This is a genomic window from bacterium (assembly GCA_040753085.1).
Taxonomy (GTDB): Bacteria; UBA9089; JASEGY01; order JASEGY01; family JASEGY01; genus JASEGY01.
Genome location: JBFMHI010000048.1, coordinates 1 through 16,726, shown reverse-complemented (window position 1 = coordinate 16,726; position 16,726 = coordinate 1). Strand labels below are relative to the sequence as shown.

The window sequence follows — 16,726 nt, the reverse complement described above, 5'->3', positions numbered from 1 at the left end:
TTGTCCGTCTACGGAACGGACATGGACAAGCACGGACAGGGACAAGCCCTGTCCCTACACTTCCGCCTTCTGTCCTGTGTTATTTATCCGTGCTAATCCGTGCAGCTATACCTGAACGGTTACGAATAATAATCAGGCCACCTTCGGCAGCAACTTTTGTATCTACTCAAAATCAAGTTGAGCAGTTAGTTGGGAGACAAAGCAAAATTCCCTCTCCCTTGATGGGAGAGGGATAGGGTGAGGGTGAAATGGGCGGGCAATATTATTACTCTTGCTAAAAACCTTAGAAAAAGAGCTACCACCCTCCCCTAACCCCTCCCATCAAGGGAGGGGAAGCTCTTATGCCGACGCTGTCGGTACAAAAGGAGATGAAACTTAACCCATAGCACTATAATCTGTAATGAGCTTACTTTTTTAACTTGATTTTGAGTAGATACCAACTTTTAACCTTATGTTGACAAAACTGAGTGTAAAGAACTTCAAACGCTTTGAAGAGGTTGAAATTGAGCTTGGCAATCCCGTTATTTTCATTGGTCCCAATAATTCAGGAAAGACCTCTGCCCTTCAAGCTCTCGCTCTCTGGGAGATGGGACTTAAACGCTGGATTGAAAAGCGCCAGGGTCAGAAAATACCGGAAAGTCGTCCAGGTGTTACCATTAACAGGCGCGACCTGGTGGCGCTGCCGATACCTGAGGCAAATCTTTTATGGAGGGACCTCCACGTTAGAAACGTTCAAAGGGTAAACGGCAATCCTAAGACAGACAATGTCTATTTAGATATTCTGGTAGAAGGCGCCACAGAAGATAAAGCCTGGAAGTGTGGGCTGGAATTTTATTATGCCAACGATGAATCTTTTTACTGCCGTCCGCTCCGTCTTTCAGAAGGCAAGAAAGCCGAGCGCATGCCTATTCCCCAAGAGGCGGAAAAGGTGCAAGTGGCATTTCTTCCTCCTATGTCCGGACTCACGGCCAATGAGACCCGTCTTGATCCAGGGGCGATCAATGTCCGGATAGGCGAAGGGAGAACGGCGGAGGTTCTTCGGAATCTATGTTACAAGGTCTATAACGAAAAGCCCGAACGATGGGAAGAGCTTATCCGCCAAATATATTCGCTTTTTGGTTCTGAGTTGGAAGAGCCAAAATACATCGCTGAACGTGGGGAGATTGTTATGAGCTACCGCGAACGAGGTAGCCGGCTCGACCTCTCTTCTTCCGGAAGGGGGCTACAACAAACGCTCCTTCTTATCGCCTATATGTATGCCAATCCTCCCAACGCCGTGCTTTTACTCGATGAGCCTGACGCTCATCTTGAAATTTTCCGGCAGAGACAAATATATCAACTGCTTACTGATGTGGGGCGGGAAAATAATAACCAGATTATTGCGGCGAGCCACTCAGAGGTATTGCTCAATGAAGCGGCGGACAGGGATGTAGTAGTCGCCTTCGTGGGGAGACCCCACCGGGTCGATGATAGAGGGAGCCAGGTTCTCAAGTCTCTCAGGGAGATAGGCTTTGAGCATTATTACCAGGCCGAGCAAACAGGCTGGGTGCTCTACCTCGAAGGGTCTACCGATTTGGCTATTCTCAGGGCGTTTGCTGAGACATTAGGATATCAGGAGGCCCTTAAGGTATTAGAACGACCTTTTGTTCATTATGTGGGCGATCAACCCCAGGAGGTTAAAAAACACTTTTACGGGCTTCGCGAGGCGGTAAAACACCTGTTAGGGATTGCAATTTTTGATCGGCTTGATCGAGAAGTTCCGTCTGACCTGGGGGCAAAAGGCCTGACATGGAGGCGTCGTGAGATTGAAAATTACCTCTGCTATCCCGAAACATTAGAGGCATACGCCAAGGCTACTGCTTTTCAAGAAACGGCCGGACCTCTTTTCGCTTCGGCTGAATCCGACCACCGGATTCAAGCGATGCAAGAGTCTATCCAGGATGTCCAGAAGGCACTTGAGACCCTTGGTAAAGGCTCTCCTTGGGATAAGGATACAAAAGTAAGTGACGGCTTTCTGGAGCCGCTCTTTAAGGAATATTTCAAAAAACTTGGTCTTCCAAACGTGATGGCCAAGAAAAACTTTCACGAGTTGGCTCGATTTGTCCCAAAGGAAAAGATAGACTCAGAAGTCAAGGATAAACTGGAGGCTATTGTTGAAATGGCTAATCAGGCAGATAGGCTGAAGACTGAAGGCTGAAGACTGAAAAGGTGGAAGGCTTTTAGGGACAGCCTTCAGTTTTCAGCCTTCGTAACCGTTCAGGTATAGCTGCACGGATTAGCACGGATAAATAACACAGGACAGAAGGCGGAAGTGTAGGGACAGGGCTTGTCCCTGTCCGTGCTTGTCCATGTCCGTTCTGTAGACGGACAACCACAAGGGTTGTCCCTACAGCCTAAGGACAGACCCGAATCACGGACACGGCTTACGGATTTTCCGTGTTTCATCTGTGTGCATCTGTGGCTGAACGGTTACCAGCCTTCCACCTTCACTCTATCTACCTGAGTAGTTAGCAAGTACTTAAGATACGAGGAGGTTAAAGATTATGTTAGGTTGCGACCTGGGAATGCTATTTAAAGTTACTGTAGCCGGAGGCTCTTATCAAGAAGGAATGACCACGCACATTCAGGGAGTTCCTCCCGGCCTTTGCATTACGGAGGAACAAATATACCAGGACCTTTTACTTAGAAAGCCGGGACAGGATGAGTTGACCTCTCCCAGGAGGGAACCGGACATCCCCATTATCTACAGTGGCGTAAACGCCGCGGATAGCATGCCAGGCTTTTCTAATAAGGGGCTTACCAATGGAACCCCCTTCGTGATATTGATTCCAAACCTGGACCGTCACCTGGAACACATCGAACAGTACCGTGTCACCAACCGAACCCCCCGACCGGGTCACGCTTCTTATGCCTCCTATCGGAAGTATGGAGAATATGATGACGCCATCGGCGCAGGAATCTTCAGCGGAAGATACACCAATACTATTGTAGCCGCTGGTGTGGTGGCCAAGCAGGTTCTAAAAAGGCATAATATTGAAGTTACCGCCTATATTAAAGAGGCGGCTGGAGTGCGGGCGCCGGATATGCCCCTGGATAAGATAAGGGAAAAAGTGGCCGCCTTTAAAGAGATGCGTAAGGAGCACGATCCAGTGTATGCCGCTATCTACGGGGAGAAGCGGATCAGGCCTGAAATGCGATTGCTTGAAAAGATGGCTGTTCTGGCTGAGTTTGAACGCCAGATCCCTGAACTGCACGCTAAAGGGAAGAAAATGGATGAAGAAGCCATCCGCCGGGAATATGGGGTGCATCCTAAACTGAACTGTCCTGATCTTGATACGGCGGATGAGATGTATCAGAGGATTATGGAGATCACCCGAGAGGGAGACTCAAGTGGAGGGGTGGTGGAGGTTGTGGTCACCGGTCTGCCGGCCGGAATGGGTGAGCCGGTCTTTCGTAAATTAGATGGTGAATTGGGCAAGATGATGAGTATTGCGGCCGTAAAGTCAGTCGAAATCGGTGAAGGATATGCGGTCAAGGATTTGAAGGGGTCCGAATGCAATGACCAGATGTATGTTGAAAACGGGGAGGTTAAGTTTAAGTCGAATCACGCCGGGGGGATTACGGGGGGGCTGACAACCGGCCAGCCGTTGGTGGTCAGGCTGGTGGTAAAACCTACTCCCACCATAGGCAAATCGCAGCACACCATTGACAAGGTTAGCCTTGAAAACAGGGTATTAGAGGCGGTCACTCGAAGAGACCCCACTATCGTGCCCCGAATCTGGCCGGTGGCCGAAGCCTTTACCTCGCTTATCCTTCTTGATTATTACATGCAGCATCTGGCCTACCAACACCTTTAAACTCGATGCTCGATCCTCGATCCTCGATACTTGATCCTTTACCAGCATCGAGCATCCAGCCTCGAGGATCGAGCATCGAGCATCCAGCCTCGAGCATCCAGCCTCGAGGATCGAGCATCGAGCATCCAGCCTCGAGCATCCAGCCTTATGGGATGAACGGTTACCCGAGGCGAATGGTTACAAAACTACTGAAGAGGAGGTCGAGATGCCACATAGACACATTCACCTGAAGTGTGATCCAAAAGAAGTAGCTGAATACGTTCTGTTAGCGGGTGACCCCGGTAGAACCAAAATGATAGCTGAAAACTTTATTAAAGACTCAAGGGTAATCAATGAATTCAGGGGTTTGCTTTCTTACACTGGCCAATATGAGGGGATCAATGTCTCCGTAGTAACTACCGGGATGGGATGTCCTTCAGCCGCTATCGTGATGGAAGAATTAATGGATATGGGCGCCAGGTATCTCATTAGAGTAGGAACCTGCGGGGCCACTCAAGAAGGGATACGGCCGGGAGATATTATTATCCCTACCGGAGCCGTCCCCCTGACCGGAATCATAAGCCAATATGATTTAAAGACCTTTGCCCCGGTTCCCCATTACCGTGTCCTGAATCTCCTGGTTGAGGCAGCCGAGGGATTGGGTGTTTCTGCGAAAACGGGCCTGGTGGCTACCACTGATGCCTTTTATTCAGAGATGGCCCATGGTAAATGGTGGGCCCAGCGAAATATCCTGGCCTTTGAGATGGAATGCGCGGCTATCTTTACAGTAGCTTACCTCAAAAAGGCCGCGGCCGGGGCTATCCTGGCCGCCACCGGGAATCTACTTAATGAGGAACAGGTAATAGAAAATGAGATCACTACGGCCGCCATCGAAACCGAATGTAAAATCGCTTTAAGGGCAGTGGCTTCCTTGGCCAAAGGATAAAGTATTTTAGCCTCGTCCTTGATTTCTTCCTTGGCTTCGGCACCACCACCGCAGGAGCACACAAACTTGGCAGGCGATGGCTGGGCATGGAGATGAGAGAGCATTTTTACACAGTTCGTCAGACTTCGTCTGACACCCCTCTGCAAGCCTGCTGATAAGCGCCTTATCCGAGTTGTTTGATTTACGGCGATAGTTTCACGGGTGAGCCGATTCAATGAAAGCCGGTTCTACATTCCGAATTCTTTTCTTAAATCCGATGTGGGATCTTATTGAACAAATAGCAACCCAAGAGGGACGAGGTTCTGCAAAGGAATTATATTTAGACTTAAGAACTACTTGTAGCATTGTGAAAAAACTGTGGGATAAACTTTCCAGGCAAAACCAACTTATAGATGGCAGTATCGAAATACGTGTCTACCAGGAAATTTCTCAGTATGCTTACCATTATGTAAAAGACCTACCAACTGGTGATATTGAAATGTTAGTTGGCTTTTACTTTGCAGAATTATTGGGTTGGCAATCAGCCCTCTTCGAAGTTCAAAACGAAGGTATACAGAAGTCGTTTGAAGATCACTTTGCAGTTCTTTTCCGGCGAGCCAGACAGATTTTGATTTATCCTAGTGGTGGAGGAGGTGCTCAGAATTTCGATAATTATTTTTACCAACAAATTCTAACTTATTTGGAATCTAAGATTAAATGAAGTTGAGATGGGCACCGGGGTCAGGTCTATTTTCTTGACATATTATCAGAGATATGATTTTATTATGTCAGGTGATGAACGAAATAGTGGGATATGAAGGGCAGCAAGGATAAAGAGCGGACGCAACCGCCACTCAGCCAAACCATTAGGTGGCTTTGCCGAGGTGGGGAGGTGTCTTGTCTGCAAACTCTGCCCTCAGAAGTAGATTGATTGGCTTATAGTTATAGGAGGAGTATAACATGCTTGAACTCGAATATTTGACAGATAAGAGTAGTCAAGTAAAGGCAGTGGTTGTTCCCATTGAATTATGGAAACAACTGTTCATAGAAGATAACGCTTTTGCTCAGGAGATATCTGAAGCAATGGAAGACTATTGTTTGAGTATAAAGCGATGGATGAAGCCAAAGAAACCCCTCTATTGAGTCGTGAGGAAGCGTTAGCCTATTTAGAGGCGTAGTCAAAGTGAAAGTTCAATATCGCGAATCATTTTTGAGAGACCTGAAGAAGTTGAAAGAGCAACCTGTTTACGACAGGATTTTTGAGGTTACCCTAACCAATCGTTGCAGCGGACGGCGGGGGACTGTGCTGTGATTGAAAGTTTTGTAGTATCTCAAGGGGTAATCGTGCGGACAAAGTTTGGTGGTAATTCTCCCCGCCGCCGCTGAACTTTGTCGTTAGCCAAGTGAGACTGAATTTGTTTATGTGGAGAAATATAGAAATTGGAGGTTTAATTAGTGAATATCGAAATTGAACGTGAAGAAGATGGTCGGTGGATAGCCGAAGTGCCCGATTTACCTGGTGTCATGGTGTACGGACAGAGTCAAGAGGAAGCAATTTCCAAAGTTAGAGCTCTGGCCTTGCGTGTGCTGGCAGATCGACTCGAACATGGGGAGGAAATCGTGGATCTCCGCGGTCTCTTCGCGGTGGCGGCATGAGTCAATGGCCGTCGACTAAAGCACGAGGGGTGCTATCCGCCTTATTGCGAATTGGCTGGACGATTAAACGTCAATCTGGCACATCACACCGCGTCCTATCCCGTCTTGGGTGGCCAGATTTTACTTTTGCGTTTCATGATCAAGAAGAAATTGGTCCTCAAATGTTGGCACGCATCTCCCGGCGTACGGGGCTTACACCGAATGACTTGTGAAATAGGGAGAGAAGATTGAACTTGCTTCTACTACGAAGGTCGATATATTCCTTAACCTGATATTCAGAAGAAAATTTCAGGAAGTTTTTGATGCTGCTGACATTTCGGGACTAATACTCAATTTTGCATATTAGTCCCTGATAAATTGTAATAACAAATTCAGATGCGGTCCTCTCCTCTTTTATTGCATCTAATGCTACCTTTGCCTTAAAGGCCGGGGGATAATTTGCCCTCATTTTCTTCATCAACCTCCTCTTTTTTGACCTCAACTGTAACTTAACATACTGTCCGATTTTTTGGGTCCATTATATCTGGTGGTCTTGGATTATAGTATATAAAAATGAGTAAGTCAAGTGAAAAGTTGAGGAAAAGGGGAAAGATGATAACCGGCGAAAGTTCCTGGGCGGTTTCAGTAGGGTTCGAGGATTCAAGGGTTCACGAGGAACTTACGCCGTGTTGAACTATCCTCTTTTACCCCAGGTTCTTAGATTAGTTGTAAAGACAGTTTACAACTCCTGCCCATCCTTTACATGCCTCTCTTTTAGCTTCATTGGAGTCAGATAAGGGAATTCCGGCACCGTCTCTGGAAAAGAAGAAATTACAATAAAGTATTTCCTCAGTTTGAAACCAAACTTCGACCCCTTTATCATAATATTTGATAAATCAAAGTAATAGGATAGAGTGCCTGGAAAATTTCACGAATCAAAAAAGTTGGCATAATAATTGCTGTAAGGATATAGCAGAAAGAGAAAATAAAGTTGCCCCTCAGGTGGGAGGGCCGAGGTTCCTTTTCATCTGATGAGCACCCCATTAATAGTCAATTCTTGTCCGTTTGGGGGAGGGCTTAAGTAAAGACTGTTTATTAGATACTTAAGCCAGGCCCCTCTCCCCCTGATGGACAGTTTAATTGGCCCCTGCCCGTATAGGGGAGGGCTTAAAGAAAGACTGTTTATCGGATCTTTAAGCCAGGCCCCTCTCCCCTTTATGGGCACCTAATTTTTAACGAGGGGGAGATTGCTTCCAAGACACACCCTTATTAATTAAGGCCCCTGTCTCCCCCTCGTTATAGTATTACCCCGCAACTCGATGCTCGATACTGGATGCTCGATACTCGATACTGGATGCTCGATACTGGATACTGTATCCTTTATCAGCATCGAGTATCGAGCATCAAACATCGAGCATCGAACCTCGAGCATCGAGGATCGAGCATCGAGGATCGAGCATCAAACCTCAAGCATCGAGCATCGAACCTCGAGCATCGAGGATCGAGCATCGAGGATCGAGCATTAAGCATCGAGCATCGAGGATCGAGCATCGAGCATCAAACACTTATTAAGTGAGACTTCTGTAAAGGTGAGTAAGATGTATGAAGTAAGTCTCGGTTTACAGGAAATAGAAAAGACTCATATTCAAAAAGTGTTGGATAAAACCAAAGGGAATAAGAGTCAAGCGGCTCGTATCCTTAAGATATCCAGACCTACCCTGGATAAAAAAATCAGGGATTATCAACTATATATCCCCACAAAGAATCAATCCAATGAAGAAGAAAATAACCATTTGTTTCTTGATCCACGATTGAATCTCTTCGCCGGCTAAGATTTCGGTTGGATTGCCTTTTTAATTGACAACAGAGGTCCTGGTGTGGTATTATAGGACCACACGGCCTAAGTTCCTGGGCGGAACCCTTGAATCCTCGAACCCTGCTGAAACCGCTCAGGAACTTTCGTCGAGCGGTAATAGCCTCAATAGTCAAGAGAAGGCAAAAAGATGCGAATCATCTTTATGGGCAGTCCGAATTTTGCCCTTCCGTCCTTAAAACAATTAATAAACAGCGAAGATCAAATAATCGGTGTGGTTACCCAGCCTGATCGCCCAGCCGGTCGGGGACACCATCTCAAACCTCCGCCGGTAAAAGATCTGGCCATAACTCTGGATATCCCGGTCTGGCAATTTACTTCTTTAAAGACGGAGGAAGCGGTAGACACGCTTAAGGAATTAGCTCCGGACCTAATTGTGGTTGTAGCCTACGGGAAGATCCTGCCTAAGGAAATACTCGCCATTCCCCCTTATGGATGTCTTAACCTCCATGCCTCTCTTCTCCCTAAATATCGGGGCGCTGCTCCCATTAATTGGGCGATCATCGAGGGGGAAACTATAACTGGCGTAACTACCATGTGGATGGATGAAGGCCTGGACACCGGAGATATTGTTCTTCAGGCTGAAACCGAAATCACCTTTGAAGAGACAGCGGGTGAGCTTGAGGCTCGATTATCCAGAAGAGGGGCGGAACTGCTGGTAGAAACAATAAGATTGATCAAACAAGGAAAAGCTTCCCGGAAAAAGCAAGATGAAGCCCAGGCCGGTTTTGCCCCCCTTATAGAAAAGGAAGACGGAATCATTGATTGGCATCTACCTGCCAGCCATATTCATAACCTGGTTCGGGGTTTAAATCCAAAGCCAGGGGCTTATACCTATTGGCATGGGAAAAGGTTAAAGGTCTGGCGGACTTTACCCTCGATGCTCAGCCAAAGGACGTCCGGAGCAGAGCCTGGTCAGGTGGTTTCTCTCAACCCGAAAAAAGAGATAATGGTCACTTGTGGTGAAGGGCAAACCATCTATCTATTACAGCTTCAGATGCCTGGCAAGAGCCGCCTTTCCGACGCCGAGTTCCTTCGTGGATACAATATCCAGCCTGGTCACATCCTCGGTTAACAGCCCAATTAGTAGTCAAGAGGTAACTACTCAGCCACAAAGCCACTAAGGCACGAAGAGAATATTTGTAATCTTTGTGCCTTAGTGGCTGAGTAGTTACGCCAAGAGGGTCTTATCTTTTCCTGCTCGCCTATCAGCTATCTGGTTATTTATCCTACCGCCGGGCTTCCCCCCTTCTTTTTCCCTATCGGCTATTTTTTTTGAATCCCTTAGAGGAATTCTGCATCTAACATATTGAAAGAAGAAAAAAGGTAACCATTCAGGTATAGCTGCACGGATTAGCACGGATAAATAACACAGGACAGAAGGCGGAAGTGTAGGGACAGGGCTTGTCCCTGTCCGTGCTTGTCCATGTCCGTTCTGTAGACGGACAACCACAAGGGTTGTCCCTACAGCCTAAGGACAGACCCGAATCACGGACACGGCTCACGGATTTTCCGTGTTTCATCTGTGGCTGAACGGTTACGAAAAAAGGTTAAACAGAAAGGAGGTGGCAAAGATGTCTCTTATTAAATGGAGTCCTTTTAGACCAGCGAAGAGAGTAAGTACCTTATGGGATTTTGGCGACGAGTTAGAGCGCTTATTGGAACGGCCCTTTGGTTGGAGATACAGTGGTTTTACGCCGGCGGTGGATCTTTTAGATCGGGGTGATCATCTAACTGTCAAGGCTGAGCTTCCTGGACTTGACAAGAAAGATATCCACGTATCCCTGGAAGACGACGTCCTGACCATTAGGGGAGAACTGAAGCGTGATAAGGAAGTTAAAGAGGAAGATTATTACTGCTGCGAGCGGTCTTACGGCTCCTTTGCTCGAAGCATTTCTCTTCCGACCAGGGTTGAAGCCGAAGAAACCAAAGCTTCTTACAAAGATGGAGTCCTGGAGATAAATCTGACTAAGGCAAAAGAAGCCAGGCCAAAGGAGATCGAAGTTAAGGTAGCTTAAGTCTTCGCCCGATTGCGGATTTCGGAGGGCGAACTTTCCCCCTTATTTTTAATCCGAAATCCGCAGTCCACAATCCGCCATTGAAAGAGGGTGAATTATGAGATGCGAAGATATACGGAAGTTACTTTCAAATTATATAGATGAAGAGATCTCCCGCGAGCTTTGTCAGGCCATTGATCATCATTTACTTGGCTGTCAGAATTGTGAGGCCTTTTTATCCACTTTTAAAGTAACCATAAAACTGGTCAGAAGACAAAGACAAGGCTCTATCCCCGAAGAGGTTCATCAACGACTTCACTGGTTTCTTTCACAAATGCAAAGAGATTAATCATTAGCGCCTTCCTGAAAAACTGAGTGCAGGATAAGGAGGGCTTTTTGAAGGGCCAGGGCACGATGACTTATCCGGTTTTTTATTTCCCCGCCTAATTCCGCCATAGTCTTTCCAAAGGAAGGGACTACAAAAACAGGATCATAACCAAAACCGTAATCGCCCCGCATAGCGTGAGCAATTATCCCTTCACATTTCCCTGAAACAACTTGAGTCTGCCTGTCTGGTTGAGCAATCGCCATAACACATCGGAAGCGAGCGGTCCGTTTCTGCTCAGGAACATCCTCCATAGCCTTCAATAGCTTTTTGTTTAGAGCTTCTTTAGTGGCTCCTTCACCGGCATATCTGGCCGACATCACGCCTGGCGCACCATTTAGGGCATCAACTTCCAGGCCGGAGTCATCGGCCAAAGCAATCTTGCCGGTGAACCGGCATACCGTTTCAGCCTTTTTAACCGCGTTTTCTTCAAAGGTCCGTCCATCCTCTACAATCGGAGCCATATCAGGATAGTCCCGCAAAGAGAGAATCTTGACCCTCCAATCCTTCAGAATGTCCTTGATCTCTTCGATCTTACCTTGATTTCCTGAAGCAATAACTATTTCTAACTCCTGGCTCATATTTTCCTTCCGTAAAGGGTAACCCAGAATTCTTCGCCTATTTCTTTAAATTCCGGCTTTTTATACCCATTTTCCCGACACAGTCTGATCATTCTGGGAATACCGGTTCCTATTCGCTCTCCGTAACCAAGCCCTTCTAAGAGAGAGAAAAGAAGCTTATTACGAGGGTGATGGTCACCCAGTGGAAGTTCTTCAAGAGAAGCGGCATTAGGAAGTCTACCAGGGCTGCGAATCTCCAATCGGTCATCAAAGATAAAGAGCCTGATGTAACTATTTCTTATCGAATAATCACGATGGACAACAGCATTAACTAACGCCTCCCTAACTACCTTATCTAATTACTCAGGGATGTCAGGAGACCTCATTGCCTCTATCATCCTTCCCAAATTGGTATGTCGCTTAACAAATCTTATTGCCTCTTCTATCAGTTCAGGCAGTATCCCGGAAATCTCTTTATGGTCAATAAAATCGCCGCCGACTTCTATTCCCTTAAACCTGACCAACTTGATGCAACTCTGGGGCAGAAACCTTGAGACATCCTTACCGAAGAGGAGCATTCCGGCTATAGTGACCAGTGGTCTTTCATCCTGTATCTTGATGATGCCCTTATTTTCAAAAAGCCTCACTCGATCAACCTCAAACTCGTCTAATCCATAGCCAGTAATGGTAATCTTTATTTTCTGTATTTGCAATCCAATCGTCGTTAAAAACGACTAAAACATGAAGTCCGCTCTTACCGTCATTCACAGAAAGTTCTATGCCCGGCAACAAACAAATTTCTTCTTTTAATGCGTTTTTCCTTAATGCTTTAAACTCTTCTAAATCAAATTTATTGTGATTCGTAATAACGCCTATCCGTATATCCCCTTTCTTCAAAGCTTCGATATAGGCAGAAATAAACTCACTATCTTTGCCTTTATAAGAAAACTCTTTATCAGCCTTGGTATGAAGATGAAAATCTGCCCGCATCCAGGCAGAACCATTTTTAAAAATATTCAAATTGTTCATTTTATCCTCCGTTAAAGTTCACCCCGTTAGAGAACGCTTTCGACTTTTATCGGTGGTTACCGATTCCCAAGCTGACGGCAAGTTAAAGCCATCATCAGCACACCCCTGAGAGAAAACGAAATTCTCTAACGGGGCAAACCGGACTCTGCCGGACTAAACACCTGAATTATATCATTCCAATTATTTGGTTTGTATTTGTCCCAATCTTCCTGCTTAACGTATAACATTTTATATTCGATTTTCTTCTGCCGGTTATTTGCGTCATCACACCACTGGGCAAGCCTTGTTATCTTTAAGGGGTCGTCTAAATCCTCACGCCCTTTTGTTTCAACGATATAAACTGTTTTATCATCAGTCTTAACAAAAAAGTCCGGGTAATAATTGGCAATCGTTCCATCTGCATTTTTATAGTCTATCTTGAAATGCACTTCGTAATAATTCTTTGTAAACGAAACAACCTCATCATCGCTCAATCGCTCCAAAAAATCGGCGAAATCAAGTTCAAACTGGCTGTCGCCGACAATTCGATTAAAAACGCTCTTTTTCGGCACCAGATAAGCCCTGTCATTCACAACAAATGGCCGGCTATTGCTCACCTTGATATAATTCTTTATCTCGGCGTCTCCGACATCCTTAACCGTCAACTCGTTAATCGCCTTTTTAAATGTTTCGAGTATCGTTTTTGTCGCTTCAAGTTCCGATAGGTTTCTTAATATGTTTTTATCCTCAAGGTCAACTCCTGCCTCGAATAGATACATCTGCACAAAGTCCTTTACCTTGCCGAATAAAACGTCATAACATCCGAACAGGCGGAGCTCCCGCATAATGCTATGGGCAAAAAAACCGATAACGCTCTGATAATTCGGCTCAATATTGCTTTCAAGAATGGTCGTATGATGAATCTTTTCCTCGACAACGTGCTTAAAGACAATCTCGCGCTGTTCCTGTTCGTTAAACTGCTTTACCTTGAGCTTTGCGTTCTTGAATCCGGCAGGTTTTAAGTCTGCCAAGTTCTTATATTCCCGTTGAATCCTCGGAGTTAGAATAGGAAGCTCTATATCCAACCGGTGAATATCTTTCTTTGGATTATTATGGTCAATTTCAATAACTGTCGGTGTGACCGCTTTTGTCGTTGAGTCCATTTTCCGCTTTTCCAATTCAACACCTTCAGCTTTTATAGACTCGACAAAATCCATGAAAGCCGGAGTGCCAATAACACTGACGTATTCTTCAACATCTTCCCGGCCGAAAAACATCCGGCGTAAGCCGCGGCCAAGCGTCTGCTCCGGCAGAATATTCGACTGTGCTGAATACGCCCGAAGCCCGACAATCGTCGTCACATTCTTAACGTCCCAGCCCTCTTTTAACATTAAGACGGAAACAATAACTTCATAAGGACTTTCCCGTCTGTCAATATCATTCGCCTGCTTACGAAGCCGGTCAAGCTCCTCTTTGGCTTTGCCGGTGACCTTTTCGGTTATATCACCGCTTTTATTAGTGTGAATCGTTAAGACCTTACCGTTTAGATCGGCATAATTCTTTTCCAAATATGCCTGCACCTCATCACAGTTCTTTGTATCATCCGTCATGATGAACAAAATCGCTTTTTTCCCGGTAGGTTCAAGCTCTTTATACGTCTTCCGCCATTCTGCAATGCCAAGATTGATATAATCTTCATATTTTTCGGTAAATATAGCGCTTTGGCGTTCCCGCAATTTCCCTCGGCTTGCTTCATCCGGCAACACCGGAGTTTTAACAACGCCCTGGTGGATTGCCTCAACAAGGGGATAGTCCGAAATAGTCTGAACAAAAATCCCGCCGTTATTATGCTTCGGCGTTGCGGTGCAATCTATCTGTAAAGCGATTTGCTTATCCTTTAGCTTGAGTTTATTATTTATATCCTGAATGGACTTAAACCATGCCATCTTCGGGTCGTGTATATGATGCGCTTCATCATTAAAAATAACCATCTCGTCAATATCCCGAACCACGTTGCTTAATTCAATCAATGACTCGTTTGTCTTTGAGACCGGCTTTTGACCTAAGAAATAATCCGTTAAATCCTCATCGTTAAAAGACGCCTCTTTAACATCGCTCTCATAGACCCGGTGAATGTTAGTAAGAAATATATTACCGGTCGGAGAAATCGCCGTTAAATCGTCCTGCAAATGCAAAGTTATCTGAAAATCATCCTGCCAGCTTCTTCCTTCATAGCCGTTATCCGGCAAAACAGGATCCTGATAAAATATCTTTAACCCGTCAAAATCGGTCTTGATGCGCTCAAGGACAATAATATTCGGCGTGATCAAAAGAAAGTTCCGGGAAAGCTCTGACTCCCGCTCATAAAGTTTATGGAAATATGACCATGCCAGAAGCAAACTCATTACTTTTGTTTTACCGCTTCCGGTCGCCATTTTGATAACAAGTCTCAGCCAGTCCTCATCAAACATATTCGGGCTTACCCGGCCCAGAGAATCAAAAGGAAGAAGGTCATATTTATTTCGGACACCCGAAACATCATAAAGCCAGACAATCGTTTCAACCGCTTCACGCTGGGCAAAGTAATACTGAAATAAGAAGGTATCACCATCCGCCCCATAAGCCAAATGCTCCTGCTTAAACCACCAATTCAAAAGAGCCTTCGAGGTCGGGCTTGCCCCATCATACCCTGTATCCCGCCACTCCTTAACTTTTTTCCTAAGCTCCGGCACAAAGGGCGGGAGCAGTTTTTCATAACCCTGCTCACGCAAAGCCTCATCCGCCGGAAACCAGCGAATCTCCGGCTCTAAAATCGCAAACTTATCTTTGGGAAATTTTTTATGCAGTGCCATTATGAAATATTAACCTCAATAACTCTTGTTGTGTCGTTGCCGAAAATATCGACGACCTTAACAGCGACCTTACGCCGACCTTTTGATACTTCCTTTTCTGCGGACACAAGCTCGAGTTTCCTGTCCTTCTTTGTCCTGAATGACTGCCATTCATTTTCAAAAATATACCCGCCTGTCCATTCTTCTTTTTCCTCTTGTGTATCAGGATTGATTGTCCGGACAATTTCTTTCCGGCTTTCCATATTGAAATCAACCGACCAGTAATCCACCCAATCCGTCCATTTCTTCGTCAAAACTTCTTTTTTTACAACCGCTGTCTTTTTATCTTTTGAAACCTTGATAACCTGTCCGTTTTCAATAACAATCTTGCTACCGCCTTCCTTGAGAGAACCTTCTGTTTCTTCAACGCTGTCCTGATTATAAAACACGCTAAAATCGCACAATTCGACCGCTACGGTCTTATTATTCCCGCGCCCCTTGATAATCGGTTTTATTTCAATATACGCAACGTCATAAAACTTTACATGACCTTTTTCAACAGCCCTGCGGTCAAATACTTCCCGTGGAATAACCTTAAACTGAACATCAACCCCCTGACGGCTAAGTTCGGCAAAATCAAGCCCCATCTCATAATCAAATCCGAGAACATCGAATTTTGTAATTCCTTTTCCCTGGGCTTCTTTGATTGCCTCATCCACAAAAGCTGATGACACCGGCGTTGAAATAGGCCCGACAGCGACAAGACGATCCCGTTTCTTGCCGACAAAATAATTATAGGAATCAACCGCTTGAGCGTTATATGCGGAGAGAATCAGTTCGACGTATTGTTTTTCTTTTCTCTCAAGAACCTTTTGCCTTTCCTGTTCGCGAAGGTTAACATCAACACTGATATATTGCTCACGCTCGTATTTACCAAGATTAAGTATTTCAAACGCCCGGAAATCTTTGCCGGAATTTTTCATTTCACGCTGAACCTGAATAAGGCGTTTTCGGGAAATGTGGATAGCAAACCGACCTAAATCTGAGCCTATCCACTTACGCCCTAATTTTTCAGCGACGGCTAATGTCGTGCCTGAACCACAGAAGAAATCTGCAACGAGGTCGCCTTCATTGGATGATGCCTCAACTAAACGCCCCAAGAGGGCTTCCGGTTTTTGGGTAGGATAATCGACTCTTTCCGAAGCATTGGCTGATAATGGGGTAACTTCATTATCAATCCATAAATCACCAACATAATTGCCTTCCTTTTCATCTAAATATCTTTTTATTCTCGGCACGCCATTCTTGGTAAAGATAATTCGTCCTTCTTTCATTGCTCCCTCGATCTTGTCCTGAGACCAAATCCAGTGTTTTCCCGCTGGAGGCGTTAAAGTTTTGTCCCCAAATTGCCGGGCAGGTCCCGCCCCTTTTTGTGTAAAATCGAAAGACCCGTACTTTCTTCCAGTCTTTTCTTCAACGTAAGGATAATTTTTGTCATCTTTGTCGCTCTCAATAAATTGTGGATTGAATATCGCACGATCTGATTTAGTATAATAACGTGAATATGAAAACTCAATTTCACCAGAACTCCCTGTAACCCAATATGTTGTGCATCGTTGGACGCTTCTCTGAAATCGCTAAATCTTGACGAAGAGAGCTTACCACAGTAAGTTTAA

21 protein-coding genes and 1 pseudogene are annotated in these 16,726 nt (G+C 45.4%); 12 read left to right on the top strand and 10 right to left on the bottom strand.

The genetic code is table 11. From position 1 onward, the window contains the following. Positions 1 to 451: 451 nt before the first annotated feature. Complete coding sequence (locus tag AB1797_06880) at positions 452 to 2,197, top strand: AAA family ATPase (protein MEW5767338.1); 1,746 nt, start codon at positions 452 to 454, stop codon at positions 2,195 to 2,197. A gap of 346 nt (positions 2,198 to 2,543) precedes the next feature. Further along, complete coding sequence (locus AB1797_06875; protein ID MEW5767337.1) at positions 2,544 to 3,857, top strand: chorismate synthase; 1,314 nt, start codon at positions 2,544 to 2,546, stop codon at positions 3,855 to 3,857. On the opposite strand, the gene AB1797_06870 is transcribed toward AB1797_06875, so the two are convergent. Next, positions 3,808 to 3,996, bottom strand: a complete 189-nt coding sequence (locus tag AB1797_06870) for a hypothetical protein (GenBank protein ID MEW5767336.1) — start codon at positions 3,994 to 3,996, stop codon at positions 3,808 to 3,810. The genes AB1797_06875 and AB1797_06870 overlap by 50 nt on opposite strands. A gap of 66 nt (positions 3,997 to 4,062) precedes the next feature. Here AB1797_06870 and AB1797_06865 point away from each other — a divergent pair, with 66 nt between their 5' ends. The 6 genes from AB1797_06865 (at position 4,063) to AB1797_06840 (ending at position 6,629) form a co-directional block, all read left to right on the top strand. Beyond that, on the top strand, positions 4,063 to 4,782 hold the full coding sequence (locus AB1797_06865) for a nucleoside phosphorylase (protein ID MEW5767335.1): 720 nt from the start codon (positions 4,063 to 4,065) through the stop codon (positions 4,780 to 4,782). Beyond that, the gene (locus tag AB1797_06860) at positions 4,779 to 4,937 is read left to right on the top strand and encodes a DNA methyltransferase (GenBank protein ID MEW5767334.1); all 159 of its coding nucleotides are present in this window, start codon (positions 4,779 to 4,781) and stop codon (positions 4,935 to 4,937) included. Before AB1797_06865 ends, AB1797_06860 begins: the two co-directional genes overlap by 4 nt. A 59-nt stretch (positions 4,938 to 4,996) precedes the next feature. Beyond that, entirely contained in the window at positions 4,997 to 5,482 is a 486-nt protein-coding gene (locus tag AB1797_06855) for a hypothetical protein (protein MEW5767333.1), read from the top strand. Between the two features lie 239 nt (positions 5,483 to 5,721). After that, positions 5,722 to 5,904, top strand: a complete 183-nt coding sequence (locus AB1797_06850; GenBank protein MEW5767332.1) for a hypothetical protein — start codon at positions 5,722 to 5,724, stop codon at positions 5,902 to 5,904. A 312-nt stretch (positions 5,905 to 6,216) separates the two neighbouring features. Further along, a complete protein-coding gene (locus AB1797_06845; GenBank protein ID MEW5767331.1) occupies positions 6,217 to 6,417 on the top strand; it encodes a type II toxin-antitoxin system HicB family antitoxin in 201 nt (66 codons plus the stop codon). Next, on the top strand, positions 6,414 to 6,629 hold the full coding sequence (locus tag AB1797_06840; protein ID MEW5767330.1) for a type II toxin-antitoxin system HicA family toxin: 216 nt from the start codon (positions 6,414 to 6,416) through the stop codon (positions 6,627 to 6,629). The genes AB1797_06845 and AB1797_06840 overlap by 4 nt, the downstream gene beginning before the upstream one ends. Before the next feature lie 110 nt (positions 6,630 to 6,739). Here the strand turns inward: AB1797_06840 and AB1797_06835 are convergent, their stop codons facing one another. From AB1797_06835 to AB1797_06825, 3 genes are all read right to left on the bottom strand, one after another. Next, the gene (locus AB1797_06835; GenBank protein ID MEW5767329.1) at positions 6,740 to 6,874 is read right to left on the bottom strand and encodes a hypothetical protein; all 135 of its coding nucleotides are present in this window, start codon (positions 6,872 to 6,874) and stop codon (positions 6,740 to 6,742) included. A 795-nt stretch (positions 6,875 to 7,669) separates the two neighbouring features. Next, complete coding sequence (locus tag AB1797_06830) at positions 7,670 to 7,828, bottom strand: hypothetical protein (GenBank protein ID MEW5767328.1); 159 nt, start codon at positions 7,826 to 7,828, stop codon at positions 7,670 to 7,672. Beyond that, on the bottom strand, positions 7,780 to 7,947 hold the full coding sequence (locus tag AB1797_06825; GenBank protein ID MEW5767327.1) for a hypothetical protein: 168 nt from the start codon (positions 7,945 to 7,947) through the stop codon (positions 7,780 to 7,782). Before AB1797_06825 ends, AB1797_06830 begins: the two co-directional genes overlap by 49 nt. A 47-nt stretch (positions 7,948 to 7,994) precedes the next feature. Between AB1797_06825 and AB1797_06820 the strand changes: the two genes are divergently transcribed. The 4 genes from AB1797_06820 to AB1797_06805 all read left to right on the top strand — a co-directional run bounded on the left by AB1797_06820 (position 7,995) and on the right by AB1797_06805 (position 10,615). Then, a complete protein-coding gene (locus tag AB1797_06820; protein MEW5767326.1) occupies positions 7,995 to 8,228 on the top strand; it encodes a helix-turn-helix domain-containing protein in 234 nt (77 codons plus the stop codon). 171 nt (positions 8,229 to 8,399) lie between these two features. Beyond that, positions 8,400 to 9,344, top strand: coding sequence for a methionyl-tRNA formyltransferase (gene fmt, locus AB1797_06815; GenBank protein MEW5767325.1), 945 nt, complete (start codon positions 8,400 to 8,402; stop codon positions 9,342 to 9,344). A gap of 499 nt (positions 9,345 to 9,843) precedes the next feature. Next, a complete protein-coding gene (locus tag AB1797_06810; GenBank protein MEW5767324.1) occupies positions 9,844 to 10,287 on the top strand; it encodes an Hsp20/alpha crystallin family protein in 444 nt (147 codons plus the stop codon). A gap of 97 nt (positions 10,288 to 10,384) precedes the next feature. After that, entirely contained in the window at positions 10,385 to 10,615 is a 231-nt protein-coding gene (locus tag AB1797_06805; protein ID MEW5767323.1) for a zf-HC2 domain-containing protein, read from the top strand. Here AB1797_06805 and AB1797_06800 read toward each other — a convergent pair. The 6 genes and pseudogenes from AB1797_06800 to AB1797_06775 all read right to left on the bottom strand — a co-directional run bounded on the left by AB1797_06800 (position 10,612) and on the right by AB1797_06775 (position 16,564). After that, positions 10,612 to 11,232: an XTP/dITP diphosphatase gene (locus tag AB1797_06800; GenBank protein MEW5767322.1), complete on the bottom strand. Its 621-nt coding sequence runs from the start codon at positions 11,230 to 11,232 to the stop codon at positions 10,612 to 10,614. The genes AB1797_06805 and AB1797_06800 overlap by 4 nt on opposite strands. Then, a complete protein-coding gene (locus AB1797_06795; protein MEW5767321.1) occupies positions 11,229 to 11,498 on the bottom strand; it encodes an ATP-binding protein in 270 nt (89 codons plus the stop codon). Before AB1797_06795 ends, AB1797_06800 begins: the two co-directional genes overlap by 4 nt. Before the next feature lie 72 nt (positions 11,499 to 11,570). Further along, positions 11,571 to 11,858 (bottom strand): hypothetical protein, encoded by a 288-nt coding sequence (locus tag AB1797_06790; GenBank protein MEW5767320.1) that lies wholly within the window; start codon positions 11,856 to 11,858, stop codon positions 11,571 to 11,573. A 61-nt stretch (positions 11,859 to 11,919) separates the two neighbouring features. Continuing rightward, a pseudogene (locus tag AB1797_06785) lies at positions 11,920 to 12,240 on the bottom strand (TrlF family ATPase). 125 nt (positions 12,241 to 12,365) lie between these two features. Continuing rightward, positions 12,366 to 15,071 carry a DEAD/DEAH box helicase family protein gene (locus AB1797_06780; protein MEW5767319.1) on the bottom strand — a complete coding sequence of 902 codons (2,706 nt, stop codon included), beginning with the start codon at positions 15,069 to 15,071 and terminating at the stop codon, positions 12,366 to 12,368. Continuing rightward, positions 15,071 to 16,564: a site-specific DNA-methyltransferase gene (locus AB1797_06775; protein MEW5767318.1), complete on the bottom strand. Its 1,494-nt coding sequence runs from the start codon at positions 16,562 to 16,564 to the stop codon at positions 15,071 to 15,073. The genes AB1797_06780 and AB1797_06775 overlap by 1 nt, the downstream gene beginning before the upstream one ends. Between the last annotated feature and the right edge of the window lie 162 nt (positions 16,565 to 16,726).